12 protein-coding genes and 1 pseudogene are annotated in these 23,308 nt (G+C 71.0%); 10 read left to right on the top strand and 3 right to left on the bottom strand.

Going from position 1 to position 23,308, the window contains the following annotated elements; genetic code table 11:
* The first annotated feature begins 20 nt into the window (after nucleotides 1-20).
* Nucleotides 21-1,784 carry an ABC transporter ATP-binding protein gene (locus tag FRCN3DRAFT_RS0223845; protein ID WP_007513272.1) on the top strand — a complete coding sequence of 588 codons (1,764 nt, stop codon included), beginning with the start codon at nucleotides 21-23 and terminating at the stop codon, nucleotides 1,782-1,784.
* Nucleotides 1,785-1,877: 93 nt separating this feature from the next.
* Here FRCN3DRAFT_RS0223845 and FRCN3DRAFT_RS58235 read toward each other — a convergent pair whose 3' ends face one another.
* The 3 genes and pseudogenes from FRCN3DRAFT_RS58235 to FRCN3DRAFT_RS0223835 all read right to left on the bottom strand — a co-directional run bounded on the left by FRCN3DRAFT_RS58235 (nucleotide 1,878) and on the right by FRCN3DRAFT_RS0223835 (nucleotide 4,157).
* Complete coding sequence (locus FRCN3DRAFT_RS58235) at nucleotides 1,878-2,360, bottom strand: beta-xylosidase family glycoside hydrolase (protein ID WP_342435731.1); 483 nt, start codon at nucleotides 2,358-2,360, stop codon at nucleotides 1,878-1,880.
* A gap of 18 nt (nucleotides 2,361-2,378) precedes the next feature.
* Nucleotides 2,379-3,041 (bottom strand): annotated as a pseudogene (locus FRCN3DRAFT_RS58230) (glycoside hydrolase family 43 protein); the annotation flags it as partial.
* Between the two features lie 114 nt (nucleotides 3,042-3,155).
* A complete protein-coding gene (locus FRCN3DRAFT_RS0223835) occupies nucleotides 3,156-4,157 on the bottom strand; it encodes a LacI family DNA-binding transcriptional regulator (RefSeq protein ID WP_007513269.1) in 1,002 nt (333 codons plus the stop codon).
* A gap of 228 nt (nucleotides 4,158-4,385) precedes the next feature.
* On the opposite strand from FRCN3DRAFT_RS0223835, the gene FRCN3DRAFT_RS0223830 reads away from it, so the two are divergent.
* The 9 genes from FRCN3DRAFT_RS0223830 (at nucleotide 4,386) to FRCN3DRAFT_RS0223790 (ending at nucleotide 23,308) form a co-directional block, all read left to right on the top strand.
* The gene (locus FRCN3DRAFT_RS0223830) at nucleotides 4,386-6,905 is read left to right on the top strand and encodes a glycoside hydrolase family 2 TIM barrel-domain containing protein (RefSeq protein ID WP_007513268.1); all 2,520 of its coding nucleotides are present in this window, start codon (nucleotides 4,386-4,388) and stop codon (nucleotides 6,903-6,905) included.
* 50 nt (nucleotides 6,906-6,955) lie between these two features.
* On the top strand, nucleotides 6,956-9,427 hold the full coding sequence (locus FRCN3DRAFT_RS0223825; protein WP_007513267.1) for a beta-glucosidase family protein: 2,472 nt from the start codon (nucleotides 6,956-6,958) through the stop codon (nucleotides 9,425-9,427).
* A 57-nt stretch (nucleotides 9,428-9,484) separates the two neighbouring features.
* Nucleotides 9,485-11,704, top strand: coding sequence for an ATP-binding protein (locus tag FRCN3DRAFT_RS0223820; protein WP_007513266.1), 2,220 nt, complete (start codon nucleotides 9,485-9,487; stop codon nucleotides 11,702-11,704).
* Between the two features lie 6 nt (nucleotides 11,705-11,710).
* A complete protein-coding gene (locus FRCN3DRAFT_RS0223815) occupies nucleotides 11,711-14,578 on the top strand; it encodes an ABC transporter permease subunit (protein ID WP_007513265.1) in 2,868 nt (955 codons plus the stop codon).
* Between the two features lie 87 nt (nucleotides 14,579-14,665).
* Nucleotides 14,666-15,988 carry an ABC transporter substrate-binding protein gene (locus tag FRCN3DRAFT_RS0223810; protein WP_007513263.1) on the top strand — a complete coding sequence of 441 codons (1,323 nt, stop codon included), beginning with the start codon at nucleotides 14,666-14,668 and terminating at the stop codon, nucleotides 15,986-15,988.
* Between the two features lie 107 nt (nucleotides 15,989-16,095).
* On the top strand, nucleotides 16,096-17,208 hold the full coding sequence (locus FRCN3DRAFT_RS0223805; protein ID WP_007513261.1) for a Gfo/Idh/MocA family protein: 1,113 nt from the start codon (nucleotides 16,096-16,098) through the stop codon (nucleotides 17,206-17,208).
* On the top strand, nucleotides 17,205-19,592 hold the full coding sequence (locus FRCN3DRAFT_RS0223800; protein ID WP_007513259.1) for a glycoside hydrolase family 3 N-terminal domain-containing protein: 2,388 nt from the start codon (nucleotides 17,205-17,207) through the stop codon (nucleotides 19,590-19,592). Before FRCN3DRAFT_RS0223805 ends, FRCN3DRAFT_RS0223800 begins: the two co-directional genes overlap by 4 nt.
* Nucleotides 19,593-19,728: 136 nt before the next feature.
* Complete coding sequence (locus FRCN3DRAFT_RS0223795; protein ID WP_007513257.1) at nucleotides 19,729-22,245, top strand: glycoside hydrolase family 78 protein; 2,517 nt, start codon at nucleotides 19,729-19,731, stop codon at nucleotides 22,243-22,245.
* Nucleotides 22,246-22,354: 109 nt separating this feature from the next.
* Nucleotides 22,355-23,308 (top strand): alpha/beta hydrolase, encoded by a 954-nt coding sequence (locus FRCN3DRAFT_RS0223790; RefSeq protein WP_007513256.1) that lies wholly within the window; start codon nucleotides 22,355-22,357, stop codon nucleotides 23,306-23,308.

The following is a 23,308-nucleotide window of genomic DNA, read 5'->3' as shown; positions in this document are numbered from 1 at the left end:
AGTGCGCCCCGAACACCTCGATGGCACCTAGCCGCCGTGCGCGGGAACCGCACGCGCTGCGCACATTGTTCGAGCACGCCGGTGACGGAGGAGGGCTCCTCGTCGGCGGCTACCTGCTCATCCTCGTCGACGCCGTCTCGCAGAGTCTCACCCCTGCCGTGTTCCGGGTCGTGCTCAACCGCATCCAACGTGATCCGCACCAGTTCGTCCGCGCGGGCTGGCAGGGACCCGCGTTGGCCGCGATCGCCATCGCCGCGACCTTCCTTGTCGCCGCCTACCTCGCGCATACCTGGACCCGCCGCGGAGCAGCGCGGTGGGCCAACAACCTGCGGCGCGCCCTGTACGAGCATGTGCAGCGACTGTCGATGGACTTCTTCCACCGCTCGCGCGTCGGCGACGTCGCGGCCCTGATCAACCAGGACACCGAGCGCCTGGAGCTGGCGGTCTGGCAGGGCCTGGTGTTGTGGTGGGCGGTCGCACTGCTGATCATCTCGGTGGGGCTCATCGCGTGGGTCGACCTGTGGATGGCGCTGCTCGCGCTCGGGCTGCTCGCTGTGGCCGTCGTGTGGACGCTGCTGGTCCTTCCGCGGCTTCGCCGCCACAGCCGCGACATCAGAGACGAGCTGGGCAGGACGTCCGGAACACTCGCCGAAATGCTCGGCGTGAACGCACTGCTCAAGGCGTTCAACGCCGAGGACGACGCCCTGGACCAGGTCCGCAGGGGAACCGAACGGATTCGTATCGGCTCGGAGACCTTCGCGCGGCTCCAGCACCGTTACGCCGACCCGCTCGGCTTCCACCTCGCGTTCGTCGCGCCCTTCCTGCTCCTGTTCATCGGTGCCTGGCGCACGGCGACAGGCACGCTCGAGATCGGTGACGTGGTCGCGGTCTGGGGCTTCTGGCTGCGCGGGTCGAACGCGCTCACGCAGGTCATGACCACCCTGCCGGAGGTCATCGCCGGACTGACCGCGAGCGAACGCACAGCGGAGCTGCTTCACGAACGGCCCGCGGTGGCTGACCGCCCCCACGCACCTGCCCTGGCCGTCACCCGCGGCGGCGTCGCCTTCGAACAGGTCTCGTTCGCCTACCCGGGAAGGGAGTCACGCCTGGTCCTCAACCAGTTCGACCTGACCATCGAACCCGGTCAGACGACGGCGCTCGTCGGCCCGTCCGGGGCGGGGAAGTCCACCGTCGCCCAGCTGCTGCTTCGGTTCTTCGACCCGACCGACGGCCGCGTGACGATCGACGGCCACGATCTGCGCGAGGTCACCCAGGCCTCGGTGCGCGCCGCCGTGGGCGTCGTCTTCCAGGACTCCGTCCTGCTCAGCGGCTCGCTGGCACGCAACCTTCGCATGGCCAGGCCGACGGCCACCGACGAGGAGATCATCTCGGCGCTGGAGGCGGCGAACGCCTGGGAGTTCGTCCGAGGCTGGGACAGCGGAATCCACACGGAGCTCGGCGAACGCGGCGTCACGCTCTCCGGCGGCCAGCGACAACGCCTCGCCATCGCCCGGGTGATGCTGAAGGACCCGGCGATCGTCGTCCTGGACGAGGCGACGAGCGCACTCGACGCCACCGGCGAGCGTCTCGTGCTCGGCGCCCTCGACCGGCTCCTCGCCGACAGGACGTCACTCGTCATCGCCCATCGCATCGCCACCATCCGCAAGGCCGACCAGATCGTGGTCGTCGAACGGGGACGAGTCGGCGACATCGGCTCCCATACTTCGCTGCTTCGTTCGTCGTCGACGTACCGCTCCTACTGCCGCGAGCAGGCAGTCGCGTGACATAGAGCAGGAGATGAGGTCCCGCGGGCGGCCCGGCTGCGGTGAGGTGAGGCCGCACCTGGCCGCCTCCGCCCGGACCAACCTCGGACCAACTCAGGGCATGGCCGGCTCCAGGGCCCGGTACTCGAACCGTGACAGCACGGCGTCGGTGCCGATCGCCTCGACGCCGACGACGCGCCCGGTGAAGCCGCCGGCGACCTCGGTCGAGAGGTAGCGCCCGTCGACCGTGGCGAGCGGCCGGAACGCGCCGCCGGTGAGGTGGCCCAGCTCGAGCTGGTCGGGTCCGGCGCGGAAGGTGGCGGCGTCGGCGTGCGCCACGGCGCGGACGGCCAGGGCGTCGTCCGCGCTGATTCCGGCGGCGGTCGCGAGGGTCTGGTCGAGCGGGCCGAGGACCATCCTGGCGGCGAGGACGTCCCCGCGCCGCTCGACGGCGACCCAGTGCGCGTCGTCGATCCGGACGGTCAGGCACGCGTCCCCCTCGGGGAGCGTCGCGGTGGCCTGCCAGTGCTGGTCCTGGACGCGCACGGCCAGCAGGCGCCTGGCTTCGGTCGCGTCGGGGGCCCGGCCCGCCGCCAGGGTGACGCTCCGGGTGAGGATCGGGTTGGCGGGGTTGCCGGTGAAGGGACCGGTGATGGAGCGCGAGCGCGCGATCGACACGGCGTGGCCCCGGTCGGTGCCGCCTTCGGCGATGACGAGGTACCACCAGCCGTCCCGGCGGAAAAGGTGCGGGCCTTCGGGGTGTGCGAGCCCGGTGCCGCTCCACAGTTTCTGGGGCTCGGAGAGCAGCTTCCCGCTCTCGGGGTCGACGACGGCCTACATGATCTGGCCGGGGAAGCACCACGTCAGATAGCAGGTGCCGTCCTCGTCCCAGGCCAGGTCGGGGTCGATCCCGACCGTCGCGCCGCCGGTGTGCACCGGGTCGGTCCAGGCGCCGGCCGGGTCGGTCGTGTGGACGATGAGATGGCCCCTGCGGACGTCGGCGAAGTTCGTCGTCACGAGCCAGAACCTGCCGTCGTGGTGGCGCAGGGTCGGCGCGAAGATCCCGGTGCTGGCCGAGGCCAGGCCCGGGGCCACGTTCAGCTGGGTGGGGCGGTCGAGGACGTTGCCGAGCTGTTCCCAGCCGATGAGGTCCGTGCTGTGGAAGATCGGCACCCCCGGGAAGTACTCGAAGCTCGAGGTCACGAGGTAGTAGTCCGCGCCGACCCGGCAGATCGACGGGTCCGGGTGGAAGCCGGGCAGGATCGGATTGACGTTCACGCAGCCCAACGCTAGCACGCACTAGTCGACGCTTGGGTCTACCAACATGCCTGTTTCAGTACCCCCGGGCAAGCCCGCACATCGGTCGCGAAATCGGTCGCGCCTTGCGGTGGTTCAGGTGGTCTCGCGTCGCACGACGGTGGGTTTCGGCAAGGCGCGCGAGGCGGGCAGGGGACGGCGTTCGACCCTGTGGAGTACGAACTCGGCGAATCCGCGTCCGAGGGCGGCTGTATCGATCTGGATGGTGGACAGCGCGGGTACGAACATCGTCGCGATGGGGGAGTCGTCGTGGCCGATCACCGCGAGATCCTCGGGCATCCGCACGCCGGCGCGTATCGCCGCGCTGACGACGGCGGCGGCGACGTCGTCGTTGAACGCGACCACGCCGGTGATACCGGCGTGGAGCCATCGGCGGACCGCGTCGTCAGGGGTGGCATCCCGGTAGTTGATGCGCTCCAACCCGAGTGCCGCCAGGCCCTGAGAACGTGCTCGGTCGGATGCCGCCTGGTGTCGGGCGAGGACCAGTGAGGATGTGCGCGCCTCGCCGAAGGCGGCAAAGATCAGATTGCGGTGGCCGCGCTCGTGGAGGTGGTCGACCTGGAGTTCCGGTCCGGCGCTGATCGCGAGGGATACGTCGGGAAGGTCCGGGCGGTCGGGATCTGGATAGATCTGCCGGACTCCGCACGCGAGCATGGACGCGACGTCGGGTGCGCTGAACGGGAGAGTGCCGACCACCAGGTCAGGGTTGAGGGACTCCCAGAGTGGCCGGGCCGCCTGGTCGGGGTGGCGGGTGTAGGTGACCAGTGAGTACCCGGCCTGGTCCAGCACGAGGGAGACCTCGTCCAGGTAGTCGCGCATCCGGAACTCCACCGGCCAGTCGGGCAGCACGAGCAGGATGATGCGGCTGCGTCCGCTGGCGAGGGCGCGTGCGGCGCTGTTCGGCCGGTAGCTGAGGCGTTCGGCGGCCCGTAGCACCCGTTCGCGGGTGCTCTCCGGGATCGTCTGGCCTGGGGTGTTGTTCAGGACGAACCCGACGGTTGCCCGCGAGACGCCCGCTTCGCGGGCCACATCCAGGGCGGTTACCCGCCGACTGGTGGTCGGCTCAGGCACGGCCACCGCCCGCCCTCCCGTCACGTCGGTCCGAAACACGTTGGACTTGTGCGTGCTAGTCGCCGATGCTAGCTTACGTTCCGCGTCACTAGCACCCGCTAGTGGCGTCGGGCACGAGGCGTGTCATCCGACCAGGTTCACCGCCTCCTGCCTCATGCCCGCCGCAGGGACGCCTTGCCTGCGGCTGTCACCTGTCGTGGCAGCCGAGGCTGTCACACGACCGGGAGAGCTGGATTGATCCGCAGATCGTTCAATGACGGCTGGTCGTACCGCCGGAAGCGTGACTCGTTTCAGGCGCTGCTAGGCCGGGTGAACGACGGGTGGGAGCCGGTCCGGCTGCCGCACGACGCGATGGTGTGCCGCGAGCGGGACGGTTCGGATCCGGAGGCGGGTCACCGCGGCTACTTCCCGGCGGATGGCTACGAGTACACGAAGACGTTCTTCGTGCCGGAGGAGCACCGCGCGCGGCGGGTCACGCTCGAGTTCGAGGGCGTCTACCGCCACGCCCGGGTCTACCTCAACGGCGACCTGGCGGGACAGTGCGCCAGCGGCTACTCCACCTTCCACATCCGCGCCGACCACCTGCTGCGGTACGGAGCGGACAACGAGGTACGCGTGGAGGCGCGCAGCCAGGACGACAGCCGGTGGTACACCGGCGGAGGCATCTACCGCGGCACGAGCATCATCGTCGCCGACCTGCTGCACCTGGCGCTCGACGGCGTGCGCGTCACGACCCCGGTCATCGACGACGAGCTGGCCATCGTGGCGGTGGCAACCGAGATCCAGAACGAGTCGGCCGTGACGCGGACGGTCGAGGTGACCACCGAGATCGTGGACGCCGACGGCGAGGTCGTCGCCAGGGACGTCGCGCCGGTCACCATTTTTCCCGGCGACGAAGCCGTCCTGCGTCAGCGCCTGACCGTGGTCGGGCCTCGGCTGTGGGGCGTGGAGCATCCGCACCTCTACACGTGCCGGACGACCGTCACCGCCGACTCTGACCGTCTCGACGAACAGGCGACGCCTTTCGGGATCCGCTCGCTGACCGTCGATACCCGGCGGGGTCTTCGGATCAACGGCGAACCGGTAAAGCTGCGCGGTGCCTGCATCCACCACGACAACGGCTTGCTCGGCGCGGCCACCATCGACCGGGCCGAGTGGCGCCGGGTGGAGATCCTCAAGCAGGCCGGCTTCAACGCGATCCGTAGCGCTCACAACCCGATCAGCAGGGCGTTGCTCGACGCGTGCGACGAGCTCGGCATGCTCGTGATGGACGAGCTCAGTGACGTCTGGACGCGGTCGAAGTCCGCTCACGACTATGCCGGCGACTTCCTTGCCAGCTGGGAGTCGGACGTGCGCGCGATGGTGATGAAGGACGTCAACCACCCCTGCGTCGTCTTCTACTGCATCGGCAACGAGATCCCGGAGGTGGGCACCGCGCCCGGGGCGGTGCTCGGTCGCCGGCTCGCCGAGAAGGTCCGTGAGCTCGACGGCACCCGGTTCGTCACGAACGCCGTCAACGGCCTGTTGGCCGCCGGGCCGGACCTGTTCTCGGTCATGGCCGGTGGCGGAACGGGGCCCGCGGAGAAGCCCAGCGCGGACGTCGCTTCAACCACCGACACGACCGGCGACGTCAACGATCTGATGACTCGCTTTCGCGAGTTCATGCCGACGCTGATGACCTCCGAGATCGTCACCACGCGGACCGCGGAGTCCATGGCGTACCTGGATGTCGCCGGCTACAACTATCTCGACTCCCGATATCAGCTGGACCGGACGCTGTTTCCCAACCGGGTGATCGTCGGTACCGAGACGCATCCGTCGGACATCGATCGCAACTGGCGGCTCGTCCAGGACAACAGCCACGTCATCGGGGACTTCACCTGGACCGGCTGGGACTACCTGGGCGAGCCGGGGATCGGCCGGGTCGAGTACCAGGGCGACCCCGAGCCGTCGGCCGGCGCGATGCCAGACCATCAGGGCGCCTATCCGTGGCTGGCGGCGTGGTGCGGTGACATCGACATCACCGGCCATCGTCGTCCCGCCTCCTACTACCGGGAGATCGTCTTCGGTCTGCGGGCCGAGCCCTTCATCGCCGTCCATCGTCCCGAGCGGTACGGCCAGCGGGTCCGGCTGGCGACGTGGTGGTCGTGGAGTGACTCCGTGGCCAGCTGGAGCTGGGGCGGCCACGAGGACGGGCCGGTCCGGATCGACGTCTACTCGGCCGCGGACGAGGTCGAGCTGCTGGTCAACGGCCGTTCGGTCGCCACGGCGCCGGCGGGGGAGAAGAACCGGTTTATCGCCGCGTTCGACACCATCTACGAGCCTGGTGAACTCACCGCCGTCGCTTACATCGACGGGCACGAGACCGGCCGGATGTCCCTGAACTCGGCCGCAGGCGAGGTTCGACTAGAGGCCGCGGTCGATCGGGCCAGGATCACGGCCGACGACCGCGACCTCGCGTTCGTGGCCGTCAGCCTGGTCGACGGCGCCGGCAACCTTTTCAACACGGCCGACCGACGGGTGGCCGTGGAGGTCGCCGGGCCGGGTGTGCTGGCGGGTTTTGGCAGCGCGGACCCGCGGTCGGAGGAGAACTTCTTCGACACCGTCCGGACGACCTACGACGGGCGCGCGCTCGCCGTCATCCGCCCGACCGCGCCCGGCGCGATCACGGTGACCGTCACAGCCGATGGCTGTCCACCCGCCACCACCCGCATCGAGGCGCTGCCGGCGGGCCGGGCGGAGGAGCCGCGATGACGGGCACGGGGTCCTCCGGACGGCCAGCCGAACCTGGCAAGGAGTCATGGATGAGCCTGGGTGCCGCCGCGAGTCCTGAGAATCGGGCGACCGAGCTCCTGCGGGCGATGACCGTCGAGGAGAAGGCGCAGCAGGTCACCGCGACGATGCCGACCGGGCTTCTCGGCGTCGACGGCTTGCGCCAGGACGAGGCGGAGCGCGCCCTCGGGCTGGGGATCGGGCACGTCGCGGCACTCGGGATGCTGGGCCACAAGACGCCCGACCGGGTGGCGAAGGCCGTCAACGAGATCCAGCGGTTCCTGGTCGCCCGCACCCGGCTCGGCATCCCGGCGATCTTCCATGTGGAGGCGCTGAACGGGGTGGTGTCGCCCGGGTTCACGTCGTTCCCGACGGCGATCGGCCTGGCCGCGACCTGGGATCCGGCCGGGGTCGAGGAGATGGCGGGCGTCCTGCGCAGGCAGGTCCGGGCGATCGGCCACCCCTTCGTCCTGTCGCCCGTGATGGACGTGGCCCGCGACGGCCGCTGGGGGCGGGTGCACGAGACCTACGGCGAGGACCCGTACCTGGTCTCGGCGATGGGCGTCGCGTTCACTCGCGGCCTGCAGGGCACCGACCTGCGCGAGGGCGCCATCGCCACCGGCAAGCACTTCCTGGGCTACGGCCTCACCGAGGCCGGCCAGAACATGGCCCGGACCGCCGTCGGGCCGCGCGAGCTGTACGAGGTGTACGCCCGCCCGTTCGAGGCCGCCATCAAGCTGGCCGGGCTGGCGTCGGTGATGAACTCCTACAGCACCGTCGACGGCGTCCCGGCGGGCGCGAGCCGCGACATCCTCACCGACCTGCTGCGCGACCGCCTCGGGTTCACCGGGACCGTCGTGTCCGACTACGACACCATCGGCCACCTGCACCGTCGGCTGCGGGTCGCCCGCGACTCCGAGGAGGCCGGCCGGCTGGCGCTGGCCGCCGGCCTGGACGTCGAGCTGCCGATTCCCGACGGCTACGGCCCCGTCCTCGCCCAGGCGGTGCGTCGCGGCGCGGTCCCGGTGGAGCAGCTGGACCAGGCGTGCTGGCGGGTGCTGCGGGACAAGTTCGCCCTTGGCCTGTTCGACACGCCCTACGTCCCCGAGGACCCGGTCGTCATCAACGCGACGGCTCGCGACGGCGTCGAGCTCTCCCGCCGTCTCGCCCAGCGGTCCGTCACCCTCCTCAAGAACGACGGCCTGCTTCCGCTGTCCCGCGGCCTTCGGCGGGTCGCGGTCGTCGGCCCGCACGCGGACGGCGTCGCGGTCGCCTTCCCGGCGTACACCTATCCGGGCGCGCTGCAACTGCTCGCCTCCCGGTTCCGGGGAGAACGGGTCAACATTCCCGGCACCGAGCAGATGGCTGGAACGATCTCGGACGACACCGTCCGAATGATGATCGAGGAGCTTTCGGGCCCGCTGGGGACGTCGGTCGACGACTACCTGCGCGAGATGTACGGCGCACGGTCCCTGGCCGAGGCCGTCCGCGCCGCCGCCCCTGGCGCCGAGGTGACGGTGACCGCCGGGTGCGGCGTCCAGGACGGGGAACCGGCCGACATCCCGGCGGCGGTGGCGGCGGCCCGGGACGCCGACGTGGTGATCCTCGCCCTCGGCGGGCGGGGAGGCTGGTTCACGCCGGGCATCACCGAAGGCGAGGGCAGCGACACCGCGAACCTCGACCTGCCGGCGAACCAGGTCGCGCTCGTCCAGGCGGTCGCCGCCACCGGCACCCCGTGCGTCGGCGTCATCCTCACCGGCCGGCCGATGGCGCTGACCCACGTGGTCGACGACCTGCCTGCGCTGCTGTACGGCTACTACGGCGGCCAGCACGCCGCGACGGCCCTGGCCGGGGCCCTGTTCGGAGACATCAGCCCCGGCGGGAAGCTCCCCATCTCGATTCCCCGCCATTCCGGGCAGGCGCCGGTCTACTCCGGCCAGCCGACCGGCACCGGCTACCGGCGCACCGACCAGGACATGCACCAGGGCTACCTGGATCTGCCGTCGACCCCGCTGTTCGCGTTCGGCCACGGCCTGAGCTACACCACGTTCGACTACACCGACCTCGCGATCAGCCCCTCGGATGTCGAGGCCGCCGTCGATGTCGACGCGGCGGTGACCGTCCGCCTGACCGTGCGGAACTCCGGTGAACGCGCCGGTGACGAGGTCGTGCAGCTTTACTTCGCCGACCAGGCGACCGGTGTCACCCGGCCCGCCCAGGAGCTGGTCGGCTTCACCCGGATCAGCCTCGCCCCTGGCGCGGCGGCGACCGTGGAGTTCGCCGTGGCGATGAGCCAGCTCGGCTACGTCGGTCTCGACGGACGTTTCCTCCTGGAGCCCGGGCCGGTCCAGGTCCTCGTGGGCGGCTCGTCCGACGACATCCGGCTGCGCGGCGCCTTCGAGGTCGTGGGCGACGTGGCCGTCCTCGAAGGCCGGCGCTCCTACCTGTCCAGCACGACCGTCCGCGACGCGTCTCCCGCCTCGCTGACAACGCCCGGGAAGTAGGCCAGTGGTGTCCGACATCTTCGAGTTCCGGCCAGCGCCCCCCGATCGGGCGCGGTCGTGAGCGCCCCCACCGATGCCGCCCCCGGCGCCGCCTCCTCGGTCGCCGGGCTGGCCGCGGGCCTGATCGACGCGGAGGCGGACCGCCAGGAGCAGCAGGCACAGGCACGGCGTGAGGTCCTGTTCGCGGACGAGTTACTCCCAGGTGTTGGCGGTGAGGCGCTGTCGCTGCGTCAGGGGCTGGCCGCGGGCGGTTCGCTGACGTTCCTGGTCCTGGTGCTGCTGAACGCGCTGGACGAGCTGGAGTCGGCGGCGCTGTCGGTGCTGGCGCCGGACATCCGGGACGCGTTCGGGCTGTCCGACGGCGCGATCGTTTTCATCTCGGCCGCGGCTGGCGCGTTCCTGGTGCTGGGCGCGCTGCCGATGGGCTGGATGGCGGACCACTTCCGGCGTAGCCGGGTGATCGGCTGGGCCGGTGTTGTTTTCTCGGTGATGGTGCTCGCCTCCGGCCTGGCGGCGAACGCGTTCCTTTTCTTCCTGGCCCGGTTCGGGGTCGGGGTGGCGAAGTCGAGCAACAACACGGTGCACGGCTCGCTGATCGCGGATGCCTATCCGATCGGGGTGCGGGGCCGGCTGTCGGCGTCGGTGTACGGCGCGGCGCGGGCCGCCGGTGCGCTCAGCCCGCTGCTGGTCGCGGGGATCGCGACGTTGGCGGGCGGGGATGACGGCTGGCGCTGGCCGTTCTTCATCCTCGGGCTGCCGGCCCTGCTGGTCGCGGTCGTGGCGTTCCGGCTGCCGGAGCCGCCGCGCGGCCAGCACGAGATGAAATCGGTGCTCGGCGAGGTGGTCGAGGACGGCGAGGCGATGCCGATCTCGATCGAGGCCGCGTTCGCCCGGCTGATGCGGATCCGCACCGTGAAGACGTCGATCATTGCGTTCTCCGCGCTCGGCTTCAGCCTGTTCACCACGACCGTCCTGGCGAATCTCTGGGCGGATGACCACTACGGGATGTCGACGTTCCAGCGGGGCCTGATGGGCTCCCTCGGCGGCGCCGCCCTGGTCGTCGCCCTGCCGGTCGTCGCTCCGCGCTATGACCGGCTCTATCACCGCGACCCCGAGCGTGCGGTGAAGCTGCTCGGGCTGTGCGTGCTGCCGGGCGCGGTGCTGCTGCCGATCCAATGGTTCATGCCGGGCTGGGTCGGGTTCATGCTGCTGAGCATTCCCGGCGCGGTGTTCGCCTCGGTGGCGTTCGCGATGGTCGGCCCGGTGGTGCAGTCGGTGGTGCCCTACCGGCTGCGCGGTCTGGGGATCGCGCTGGCCGCCGTCTACATGTTCTTCGTCGGTGCCACCGGTGGTGCCCTGCTGTCGGGTCTGATCAGCAATGCCTATGACCCTCGGGTCGCGGTGCTGGTGGTCGGTATTCCGGCGACGCTGGTCGGCGGGCTGATGATGATCCGCGGGGCGTCGTTCGTGAAGAACGACCTGTCGCTGGTGGTCGCGGACCTGCGCGAGGAACTCGCCGAGCGCGACCGGCAGCGGGCCGACCCGGAGAACGTCCCGGTGCTGCAGGTCAACGGCGTCGACTTCTCCTACGGGCACGTGCAGGTGCTGTTCGACGTCGGGTTCGAGGTCCGCCGTGGCGAGACGCTGGCGCTGCTGGGCACGAACGGCGCCGGCAAGTCGACGATCCTGAAGGTCATCTGCGGGCTCGGCACGCCGTCGCGGGGCGTGGTGCGGCTGAACGGCCGGACGATCACCTATGTCGCGCCGGAGCAGCGGGGGAAGTACGGCGTGCACCTGTTGCCGGGTGGCAAGGGTGTGTTCCCGGACATGACGATCCGGGAGAACCTGGAGATGGCGGCCTTCCGGATCCGCCGTGACCGGACCGATCGCGACCGCCGGTTCGCCTACGTCCTGGACCTTTTCCCGGATCTTGCCGGCCGGCAGTCGCAGCTCGCCGGCTCGTTGTCCGGTGGGCAGCAGCAGATGCTCGCGCTCGCGATGGTGCTGCTGCACGACCCCGAGGTGCTGCTGATCGACGAGCTGTCGCTCGGGCTGGCGCCGGCGGTGGTGCAGGACCTGCTGGTGATCCTGGAGCGGCTCAAGGCGGACGGGCTGACGATCGTCGTCGTCGAGCAGTCGCTGAACATCGCCCTCGCCGTCGCCGATCGGGCGGTGTTCCTGGAGAAGGGGCAGGTCCGGTTCACCGGGCCGGCCCGTGAGCTCGCCGAACGCGACGACCTGGCCCGTGCGGTGTTCCTCGGCCGGGAAGGTGGCTGACCCGCCATGCAGATGCCCACTACCCAGCTGCTGTTCGACGGCGGTGTCGGCGGCCTGGTCATCGGCCTGCTCGCGATCGGCATCGTGCTGGTCCACCGCTCGACGCGGGTCATCAACTTCGCGGTCGCGAACATGGGTCTCGTCGGCTCCGTGCTGTTCGCGCTGCTCGTGGTGCGGTGGAACGTGCCGTACTGGATCGCCCTGGTCATCGCGCTCGTCGTCGGGACGCTGTTCGGCGCCCTGGTCGACCTCGCCGTGGTGCGTCGGCTGTTCCGGGCGCCGCGGGTGATCCTGCTGGTGGCGACGATTGGTGTCGCGCAGCTGGCGCTCACCATCGTCACGGGCCTTCCGGACCTGGAGGACTTCGCGAAGGAGTCGTATCCGGTGCCGTGGGGCGGGTCGTGGTCGCCGGTCGACGGCCTGCGGATCACGGGCGCGCAGCTGAGCGCGCTGGTCACGGTTCCGCTCGTCGCGCTCCTGCTCGGCCTGTTCCTGAGCCGTACGGTGCTCGGCCGCACGGTACGAGCGTCGGCGAGCAATCCCGAGCTGGCGAGGCTACAAGGCATCAGCCCGAAGATCGTCTCTACCGCGATGTGGGCGCTGGCCGGCCTGATCGGAACGCTCTGCCTGATCCTGATCTCGGCGCAGAACAAGTCCCTCACGCAGATCACCACCCTCGGCCCGACCACCCTGATGCGGGCGCTAGCCGCGGCGGTGATCGCCCGGATGACGTCGATGCGCGTCGCGCTGCTCGCTGGCGTCGTGCTGGGGCTGTTGCAGTCGTTCATCCAGTTCAACTGGCTGGCCCAGCCGGGCCTGACCGACCTCGTCATCTTCCTGCTGGTCCTGGCGGCGGTGTTCCTCGTCAGCCGCGGCCGTGACACCGAGACCTCGTCGTTCTCGTTCGCCCCGAAGGCCGCCCCGATCCCCGAACGGCTGCGCGACCTGTGGTGGGTCCGCCAACTCGAACGCGCCCCGCTCCTCCTTCTGGGCGTGCTGGCGGTCGTGCTGCCGTTGCTGGTGCCGCAGGCGTCGCGGCAGCTGCTCTACACGGTGATCCTCGGCTACGCGATCTGCGCCGCCTCGGTCACCATCCTCACCGGCTGGGCCGGTCAGCTCTCGCTCGGCCAGATGGCGTTCGCCGGGCTCGGGGCGCTGACCGCCGCGGCGCTGAACCGCGGGCTGGAGTTCTCGGCCGGGGGCAGCACCGTGGCGCTGAGCGCGCTGCCGTTCCCGGCCGCGGTGGCGCTGGCCAGTGTGTTCACAGGTGTGATCGCCGCCATTGTCGGGGCGGGGGCGCTACGCGTACGGGGGTTGCTGCTCGCGGTCAGCACCTTCGCGTTCGGGATCGCCGCCGAGCAGTACCTCTACCGTCGCGAGATCTTCCAGGACTCCGGCGCCCACACGGCCTCGTTCACCCGCGACACCGCCTTCGGCATCGACATCACCAGCCAGCGCGCCTACTACTACCTCGTCCTGGTCGTGCTCGCCGTCGTGCTGGCCGTCGTCGCGCGGCTGCGCCGCTCCGGGATCGGGCGCACCACCATCGGGGTCCGCGACAACGCGACGACCGCCGCGGCCTACACGGTGGGCGCGACCCGGGTGAAGCTGCAGGCGTTCGCGCTCGGCGGCGGGATCGCCGGCCTCGGGGGAAGCCTGCTCGCCGGCGCGGTCCAGAACGTGCCGTACTCCGACAGGTACTTCCTGTCCGCCGACTCGCTCGCCCTGGTCTCCATCGTCGTCATCGGCGGCCTCGGCTCGATCTACGGCCCGGTGCTCGGCGCGCTCTGGGTCATCGGCCTGCCGGCGATCTTCCCCGGCAACGACCTCGTCCCGTTGCTCACCTCCAGCCTCGGCCTGCTCATCCTGCTGCTCTACTTCCCCGGCGGCCTCGTCCAGATCGGCTACGCCGCCCGCGACGCCCTGCTACGCCTCGCCGACCGGCGGCTCGGCCCCGCGCCGGCGGCCAAGCCCGAGGTCGCCCCCGCCAGGGCGCTCACCCGCACCGTCCCCCGCGAGCCGCTCCCGGCGGACCAGCCAATGCTGCGGACCAACGACGTGCGGGTCCGTTTCGGCGGTCTGACCGCGGTCGACGGCGTCTCGATCCAGGTCGCGCCCGGCGAGATCGTGGGCCTGATCGGCACCAACGGCGCCGGCAAGTCCACCCTGATGAACGCCATCGGCGGCTTTGCCCCCGCCACCGGCACCGTCGAGCTCCTGGGCCGCGACGTCACTGCCGACGGCCCCACCACCCGGGCCCGGGCCGGGCTTGGACGCACCTTCCAGGCCGCGACCCTCTTCCCCGAGCTCACCGTCCGCCAGACCGTGCAGATCGCCCTGGAAGCGCGTGGCCGCACCGGGCTGCTGTCCACCGCCCTGCACCTGCCGCACACGTTCACCCGCGAACGCGCCCAGCGCTCGGCGGCTGACGATCTGATCGGTTTCCTCGGCCTCGGCCGCTACGCCGACGCGTTCATCGCCGACCTGTCCACCGGCACCCGCCGCATCGTCGAGCTCGCCGGGCTGCTCGCCCTCGACGCCCGCCTGCTCTGCCTCGACGAGCCGACCGCCGGCGTCGCCCAACGAGAAACGGAGGCCTTCGGCCCCCTCATCCAGGAGATCCGCCGCGAGCTCGACGCGGCCATGCTCGTCATCGAGCACGACATGCCACTGATCATGGGCATCAGCGACCGCGTCTACTGCCTCGAAACCGGGCGCGTCATCGCCGAGGGCACCCCTGGGACCGTTCGCGACGACCCGAAGGTCATCGCCAGCTACCTCGGCACCGACGAACGCGCGATCAGCCGCAGCGGCAGCACGCCGAGCTCCGCGGAAGACGCCGCCGTCGCCACCAGCACCACCGCACCCGCCTAGCGCGACGCACGTAACCCGGTGCCCCGCTCGGGCGCTGGCGTACCTACAGCTGTCCATTAACCGTGTCACGTTCTGGAGATCTGTCACATGAATTCACATCGACGCGCGGGTAGATACAGTGCATTACTGCTTGCGGGAACCCTGGCGCTTGCCGTGACGGCATGCAGTGTCAAGTCGAAGGACGATGGCAAGCCGGCCGGTAACGCGTCCAGCTCGGCTGCCGCGTTTCCCGTCCCGCCGGCGCCGGCGACCTCGCGAGGTGTCACGGCGGACAGCATCAAGATTGGTTTCGTCTATCCGGACCTGTCCAAGGTGAAGCAGTTCGTCGACGTCGACCACGGTGACTACGAGGCCGTGTTCCAGGCTCTGGTCGACAAGGTCAACAAGGACGGTGGCATCGACGGCCGGAAGATCGTTCCGGTGTATGGCGCGGTCGACGTGATCTCGCAGACGGGCGCGCAGGAGACCTGCGTGAAACTGACCGAGGACGAGAAGGTCTTCGCGGTGATCGGCAGCCTCAACGCGAACGACGTGAACTGCTACGTGCAGACCCACAAGACGCTGGTCCTCGGCGGGGACCTCACCGCCGAGCGCTACGCCAAGGCCCAGGCACCGTGGTTCTCCGACCAGCGCGGTGGTGACGAGCTCGGCCAGGGCCTGCAGCTGTACATCGACAAGGGTGAACTGACCGGCAAGAAGCTCGCGGTGGTCGCATACCGGGACGACCAGCCGACCCTGGACAAGGTCGTCCTGCCCGCACTCAAGGCCAAGAACATCCCCGTCACCGAGACCGGTGTCCTCGATGCCGACCTCACCGACGCGGCGGCGGTGTCGTCGCAGCTGAACGTGTTCATTCAGAAGTTCCAGTCGTCGGGTGTGGACACGGTGCTGCTGGTCGGTGGTTCGCAGTCCAACTTCCCGGCTGAGCTCCAGAAGACCAGTTACCGACCTCATCTGCTGTTCGCGAGCAACAACACCGCCGGCGCCTACGTCTTCGGCGCCAAGAGTGGCGATCTGAGCGTGCTCACCAATGCGCTGTCGCTCGGGCAGGCGGCGAACTTCACCGACCCGGCGGTCAACACCTGCCTGCCGACGATCGAGGCCGCGATGCCGGAGCTCAAGGGTAAGATCATCGACCCGGCGCTCGTGGCTCCCAAGCAGCCCGCCTGGGGCACGTCCGAAGGCGTCGCCTGCCGCTACCTGGCCCTGTTCCAGGCCATCGCCACGAAGGCGGGCAAGGACCTCACCTACAAGTCCTTCCAGGACGCGGGCTTCGCCCTGGGCTCCTTCCACGTCCCGACGCTGGTCGATGGCGCGACCTACGGCCGCGACACGCCGAGCGGGGACATCCCACCGCGGATCTTCGCGTGGGACCCGGCGAAGAAGGGCTTCTTCGTCACCACCGGCTGACGGCTGACCTGTCCGCGCACCCTGCTGCTGCCCGGCCGGACCGGCCGGGCAGCAGCGGGTCACCAGACCACGCCGGGGTCATCGGCCTCGGCATCGAGGGAGGTCTCATGTCGTTCCGGTGGGGAATCGCGGGTACCGGCGCCATCGCGCGCGGGTTCGCCGACGCGCTCGGCCGGCTGCCCGACGCCGAGCTCGTCGCCGTCGGCTCCCGTCGCCAGCAGACGGCCGACGACTTCGGCGAACGGTTCGGCGTGCCCCGCGCACGCCGCTACGGCTCGTATGAGGAGCTGGCCGCCGACGACGGCGTCGACATCGTCTACGTGGCGACCCCGGCCTCGCACCACCACCGCCACACGCTCCTGTTCCTGCGTGCGGGGCGGGCGGTGCTGTGCGAGAAGCCGTTCGCCCTCGACGCCGCGCAGGCGGCCGAGATGGTCGCGACGGCCCGCGCGGAGGGCCGGTTCCTGATGGAGGCGATGTGGAGCCGTTTCCTGCCCGCCTACGTCAAGATCCGGGAGCTGGTCGCGGCAGGCGCCCTCGGGACCGTGCTGGCGGTCGACGGAGACTTCGGCTTCCGGCCGCCGGCGACGCCGGGTGACCGGCTTTTCGACCCCGCGCAGGGCGGCGGCGCGCTGCTCGACCTCGGCGTCTACCCGGTCGCCCTGGCCAGCATGCTGCTCGGCGAGCCGGACCAGGTGAGCGCGTTCGGACAGCTCGGCGAGACCGGCGTCGACGAGCACGTCGCCATCCTGATGGGCTACCGGACCGGCGCGGTGGCGCTCGCGAAGGCGTCCCTGCGCGCGGGTCTGGGCTGTACCGGCCGGATCTCCGGCACCACCGGCAGCATCGAGCTGCCCGCCTTCATGCACTGCCCGGACGAGATCCTCGTCCGCGGCCCGGCCGGCGCCGAACGCCTGCACCTGCCCGCCGCCCTCGACGCCCCGGACACCAGCGACGCGGGCGCGGACGCGGCGCCGAACCGGGCCGGCGGCGGACTGCACCACCAGGCCAGGCACGTCCACGAGCGGCTTCAGGCGGGGCACCTGGACAGCGACGTCATGCCGCTGGCGGAGTCCGTGTCGGTGATGCGGACGCTCGACGCGGTACGTCACCAGATCGGCCTGCGCTACCCGGGCGCCGACCTCGCGGCCTCGCGAGCGGGCGGCGAGGCTCCACCCGCGGTGGGCGACCTTCGAGAGGAACAGGGAACGCGGCGATGACCACCAGCACGCTGACGCCAGACAAGGTCCCGGACCTCGTTTCCCAGCTCACGGTGGAGCAGAAGGTCGCCCAGCTCACGGGGTTCGCCGTCACCGACCTCATCGCGCGACGGCCTGAACCGGGCGCGCTGAGCCCCGAGCTCGACGTCAGCCGGTTGCCAGCGCTACGGCCGCACGGCGTCGGGCAGCTCTCCCTGGCCTGGTTCCTCGGCCACGACCTGGAAAGCCTGCGGTCCGACCTCGAACAGGTCCAGGCCGCCATCCGGGAGATCGCGCCGTTCGGCATCGGCGCGCTCGTGCACTTCGAGGGCATCAACGGCTTCCTGCACGCGTCCGGATCGCAGTTTCCGACCTCGTGGGCGCAGGCGGCCACCTGGGAGCCGTCGCTGGTGACCCGGGCGGCCACCGTGACCGCCGCGCACATGCGCGCGACCGGGGGCCACCTGCTGTTCTCCCCGGTCATGGATCTCGCCCGCGACCCTCGGTGGGGCCGGGTCCACGAGACCTACGGCGAGGACCCGGAACTCGTCGCGCGGTTCTCGGTCGCGTTCGTCCGCGGCGTCCAGGGCGCCGACGGCGAGTCGGGTGTGCTTGCCACCGGAAAGCACTTCGTGGGTTATGGCGCCTCCGAAGGAGGGCTCAACCAGGCCGTCACCCAGCTGGGGCGCCGCGCGATCGTGGACGAGTACGCGGAACCGTTCCGCCGCGCGATCGCCGAAGCCGGCCTCGCGGGCATCATGAACTCCTACAACGAGATCGACGGCGTTCCATGCGTCGCGGACCGGTGGCTGCTCACCGAGCTGCTGCGCGACCAGCTCGGCTTCACCGGCCTCGTCGTCAGCGACTACGACTCCGTGACCCTGCAGACCCGGTTCTTCCACACCGCGGACTCGCCGGCCCGGGCGGCTGTCCAGGCGGTCAGCGCCGGCCTCGACGTCGAACTTCCCGGCGACGCGAACTACTCCTTCCTGGTCGAGGAGGTCCGCGGCGGCCGGCTCGACGAACAGGTCATCGACACCGCCGTCACCCGCGTTCTCGCCGCCAAGGCCCGCGCCGGGCTCATCCCCGGCATGACGACGCCAGGTTCCGCCGCCGCCTACGTGCCCGCGGCGCCGGATCGCGGCGAGGCGGCGGCGGTACGCCGCGCCGTCGCCGAGCGCGGCATGGTGCTGCTCGACAACGACGGGACGCTGCCGCTCGCGCTCCGCGGCGGCCGGGTCGTCGTGGTCGGTCCCGCGGCCGACGAGCTGCGGATCCACTTCGGCGCCTACACGTCGGTCTCCCAGGCCGAGATGCCGCTGGGAATGCGTGCGGTGATGACCGGGCAGATCCCCGGGGTCGATCCGGCGACGTTCGTGTTCACCGACATCTTCCAGACCCGGATGCCGGGTATGGAGAAGGTTTTCGAAGGGGAGGCGCGGCGGATTCATCGGGACGCGCCCACAGTGCTCGCCGCGCTCAGGCGGATCGACCCTTCCGTCGAACACGTCCCGCTTGGCGGGTTCGAGGCGGACCCCGAGCGTCCGTTGGATGCCTCCACCGTCGAGCAAGCGGTGAGCGCCGCCGACGTCGTCGTCGCGGTGGTAGGCGAGCGGACCGGCTGGGTCGGCGACAACACCGCCGGTGAGGGCCAGTCGACCGCCGAACCCGCCCTGCCAGGCGACCAGGCCGAACTCGTCACCCTGCTGGCGGCGACGGGGAAGCCGCTGGTGACCGTCGTCGTCTCCGGGCGGCCGCTGCTGCTCGACGCGGTGGCGCGGGCGTCGAACGCGGTGCTGCTGGCGCCGCTGCTCGGGGAGGAGGCCGGCCACGCGATCGCGGACGCGGTCTTCGGCGTGCTCAACCCGAGCGGCAAGCTGCCCAGCACGTTCCCCCGCCACCTGGGCCAGCTGCCGATCTACCACGGCCACCACTACGGCAGCGGCTACGACCACCCCACCGGCACCCGCCACGGCTACAACGACCTGACCGACCCCAGCCCGCTCTACGCCTTCGGCCACGGCCTGTCCTACAGCACCTTCGACGTCACCCTCGACGACTCCGCCGGGCCGGCGGTCGAGGAGACCGGCGGGCTCGTTCACGCCCGGCTCGTCGTGACGAACACGGGCACCGTCGACGGCGAGACGGTCGTGCAGCTCTACGCCCGCGACGAGGCGGCCACCGTCGTCCGCCCGGTCCGCCAACTGATCGGTTTCGCGCGCCTCGCGCTGCCCGCGGGCGAAACGACGACGGTCACTCTCGAAGCCCCGGTCGAGCGGCTCTTCTACACCGGCCTCGACGGCACCCGCGGCATCGAGGCCGGCGACGTCACCGTGCTGGCCGGGTTCAGCAGCGACGACATCCGCTGCGCCAGCACGATCACCCTCCCCGCGTCCACCGCCTGACCTCGCCGGCGAACCGCCACGTACGCCTGCCCTGGTCCCCGACGGGCAGGCACCGCGCCCTGACGAGCAACCGGGTCGCCTACCGCCGCCGTCGCCCGCTGTCCCATCGCCCTCCTGTCCCAAGGATCGAGGTCCCGTGTCCCGCCCATGGAATGGCAGCTTCATCGCCGCACCGGCTCGTCCAACCGGGCAGGCGCCGGCCCCTGCCCCGGCGCCGTACCTGCGGCGGGAGTTCACGGTCGGCCCGGGCCTGCGGTCGGCCACCCTGCACGTCACGGCGTTGGGGCTGATCGAGGCTCACCTGAACGGAGCCCGCGTCGGCGACGAGGTGCTCGCGCCCGGGTGGACCTCATATCAGCACCGGCTGGTCGTGAGCAGCCATGACGTCACCAGCCTGCTGATGGAGGGCACGAACGCGCTCGGCGCCATCCTTGGCGAGGGCTGGGCGGTGGGCCGGCTGACATGGGAGGAAGGCCGACGGGGCGTGTGGGCCGATCGCCCGGCCGGGTTCCTGCGGCTCGACCTCGACTACGGCGACCGGGCCGAGACCGTCGGCGGTGACGACGGCTGGCGGGCCGGCACCGGCGCGATCCTCGCCGACAGCATCTACGACGGCGAGACCTACGACGCCCGGCGCCACCCGGACGGCTGGAGCGAACCCGGCTTCGACGACTCCGCGTGGTCGGCGGTCGACGTCGTCGAGCACGACCTCGACACCCTGATCGCCCCGGAGGCGCCACCGATCCGGCGGATCGAGGAACTGCCGCCGGACGCGATCCTGACCACCCCGGCGGGGCGGACCGTCGTCGACTTCGGCCAGAACCTCTCCGGCTGGGTCCGCCTCACCGTCCAGGGCGAGCCCGGCACCACGATCACCCTGCGGCACGCCGAGACGCTGATCGACGGCGAGATCGACTTCCGCACCAACCGCACCGCGCTCGCCACCGACCGGTACACGTCGCGCGGCGACGTCGGCGGGGAGACGTGGGAGCCGCGGTTCACGTTCCACGGTTTCCGCTACGTCGAGGTCGACGGCTGGCCTGGGGAGCTGGACGCCGACGCGCTGCGGGCGGTGGTCGTGCACAGCGACCTGCGCCGGACCGGCTGGTTCGAGACGTCGAACGAGCTGGTCAACCAGCTGCACCGCAACGTCGTCTGGTCCATGCGCGGCAACGTCGTCGGGGTGCCGACGGACTGCCCGCAGCGCGACGAGCGCCTCGGCTGGACCGGCGACCTCAACGCCTTCGGCTCCACCGCCGTCTTCCTCTACGACGTCAGCGGCCTGCTGGGCTCATGGCTGGCCGACCTCGCGGCCGAGCAGCGGGCGAAGGGCTACGTCCCGGTCGTCGTTCCGGACGCGCTGTCCATGCCGATCACCACGCCCACCGCGCTGTGGGGCGACGCCGCGGTGAGCGTGCCCTGGGCGCTCTACCAGGAGTACGGCGACCCGGAGATCCTCGCCCGCCAGTACGACTCCATGACCGCCTTCATCGACAGCGTCGAGAGCAAGCTCGACGAGCGCGGCCTGTGGAACTCGGGTTTCCAGTTCGGCGACTGGCTCGACCCGGACGCGCCGCCCACCAACCCGGCCGGCGGCAAGACGGACGCCTACCTCGTCGCCTGCGCCTACCTGTGCAGGACGACCAGCGAGCTCGCCCACGCGGCCGACGCTCTGGGCCGCGCGCAGGACGCGGCCCGCTACTCGAAGCTGCACCAGCGCGTCCGCGCGGCGTTCCGCGACGAATGGGTCACCCCCGCCGGCCTGGTCGCGAACGACACCGTCACCGCCTACGCCCTGGCCATCTGCTTCGACATCCTGCGCCCCGCCCAGGTCGAGCGGGCCGGACGCCGGCTCGCCGAGCTCGTCGCCAAGGCCGAGCATCGCATCAGTACGGGCTTCGCCGGCACGCCGCTCGTCGCGCACGCCCTGAGCCGCACCGGCCACCTCGACACGGCCTACAAGCTGCTGCTCCAGACCGAATGTCCCTCGTTCCTCTACCCGGTCACCCAGGGCGCGACGACGATCTGGGAACGGTGGGACGCGATCACCCCGGACGGCGCCCTGCACGACACCGGCATGACCTCGCTGAACCACTACGCCCTCGGCGCCATCGCCGACTGGCTGCACCGCGTCGTCGGTGGCCTGCAACCCGCCGAGCCCGGCTACCGCCGGATCCGGATCGCCCCACAGCCAGGCGGCGACCTCTCGTACGCGGCCGTCACTCACGACACCCCGCACGGACGGGTCCGCGCCGCCTGGCGGCACGATCCCACCGGCCGCATGACCGTGGACGTCACCGTCCCCACCGGCACCACCGCCGACGTGGTCCTCCCGCGCCATCCGGACGGGCTGGCCGTCCACGTCGACGCGGGCGAGCACCACTGGGAGTACGACCTCCCGACGCCCGTCCGGCCCGCCTACACCCTCGACACCCCGCTGAAGGTCCTCTTCCACGACCAGGCGACCTGGACCGCGCTGCACTCCGTGCTCCGCCAGCACCTGCCGCAGTTCGGCGACGCCGACACCGGCACTGAGCCATCACTGCCAGACCTGCGCACCCTGCTGGGCTATTTCCCCGAACAGGCGCCGGCCATGGAACGCGACCTGTCCGCCGTCCTCGCGGCCCTCACATCCACACCCGTCGGCTCGTGACACATCGCTGGAGGCACCGTGACCACTGAGGCAGGCGGTGAGCGACGCCGAGCGTCCTTCGCCGACTTCGTCCGAACCCGTCGGCTCGTGACACATCGCTGGAGGCACCGTGACCACTGAGGCAGGCGGTGAGCGACGCCGAGCGTCCTTCGCCGACTTCGTCCGATTCCTGGAGACGGCGGACCCCGAGCTGATCGCGACGCGGATGCCGCAGGGCCCGGACACCGCCGCCCTCACGGCCCACTACCCCGAACTGGCCCGGGTCGAAGTACGGGAGGTGAATGTCGACGGTGCCGGAGGGATGCCGGCGCGGCTCTACCGCGAGGCGGGCCGGGCGACCGGCTCCGCGCTGGTCTGGGCGCACGGCGGCGGCTTCGTCACCGGGGACCTGGCCATGCCGGAGGCGAACTGGGTCGGCCTGACCCTGGCGTCACGGGGCATCCCGGTGCTGTCGGTCGAGTACCGCAAGTGTCTCGGCGGCATTCACTTCCCGACGCCGTCCGATGACCTCCTCGACGCCTGGCTGTGGGCGGTCAAGAACGCCGGTGAACTTCAGGCGGAGCCGACGGGGATCCACCTGGGCGGGGCCAGCGCGGGCGGGAACCTGGCCGCGGGGGTGACCAAGCGGCTTCGCGACGGTGCCGGACCGTTGCCGGCCTCCCTGCTGCTCCTCTACAGCGTTCTGCACCCGCGGCTGCCGGAGCCGAGCGCCGATCTGCGCGCCAAGACCGAAGCGCTGACCGGTGAGTTCCTCACCGCCGACATGGCCCCCGAGATCAGCCTGAACTTCACCGGCACCGAGGCGGCCCTGACGGACCCCTATGCGTTTCCCGCGGGCGGCGACGTCGCCGGGCAACCGCCGGTCTATGTGCTCAACTCCGACGCGGACTCCCTGCGCTCCTCGGGTGAGGCCTACGCCGCGCAGCTCGCGACGGCCAGCGTCCCGGTCCGGGTCGAGTTCGAGCCTGGCTCCCGCCACGGGCATCTCAACGAGCCGTTCACGGCGGCCGGCGAACGCAGCCTGGACCGGATGACGGCCTGGCTCACCGCCGCGCGGGCCTGA

The sequence above is a fragment of the Pseudofrankia saprophytica genome (genome assembly GCF_000235425.2).
Taxonomy (GTDB): Bacteria; Actinomycetota; Actinomycetes; order Frankiales; family Frankiaceae; genus Pseudofrankia; species Pseudofrankia saprophytica.
This window is presented reverse-complemented; position numbering and strand designations above follow the sequence as displayed.

Bases quoted from the DNA above. Each gene is read 5' to 3' on its own strand.
- FRCN3DRAFT_RS0223845 (WP_007513272.1), top strand. From the start codon at position 21: ATGGCACCTAGCCGCCGTGCGCGGGAACCGCACGCGCTGCGCACATTG.
- FRCN3DRAFT_RS0223825 (WP_007513267.1), top strand. From the start codon at position 6,956: ATGAGCCTGGGTGCCGCCGCGAGTCCTGAGAATCGGGCGACCGAGCTC.
- FRCN3DRAFT_RS0223815 (WP_007513265.1), top strand. From the start codon at position 11,711: ATGCAGATGCCCACTACCCAGCTGCTGTTCGACGGCGGTGTCGGCGGC.
- FRCN3DRAFT_RS0223810 (WP_007513263.1), top strand. From the start codon at position 14,666: ATGAATTCACATCGACGCGCGGGTAGATACAGTGCATTACTGCTTGCG.
- FRCN3DRAFT_RS0223805 (WP_007513261.1), top strand. From the start codon at position 16,096: ATGTCGTTCCGGTGGGGAATCGCGGGTACCGGCGCCATCGCGCGCGGG.
- FRCN3DRAFT_RS0223800 (WP_007513259.1), top strand. From the start codon at position 17,205: ATGACCACCAGCACGCTGACGCCAGACAAGGTCCCGGACCTCGTTTCC.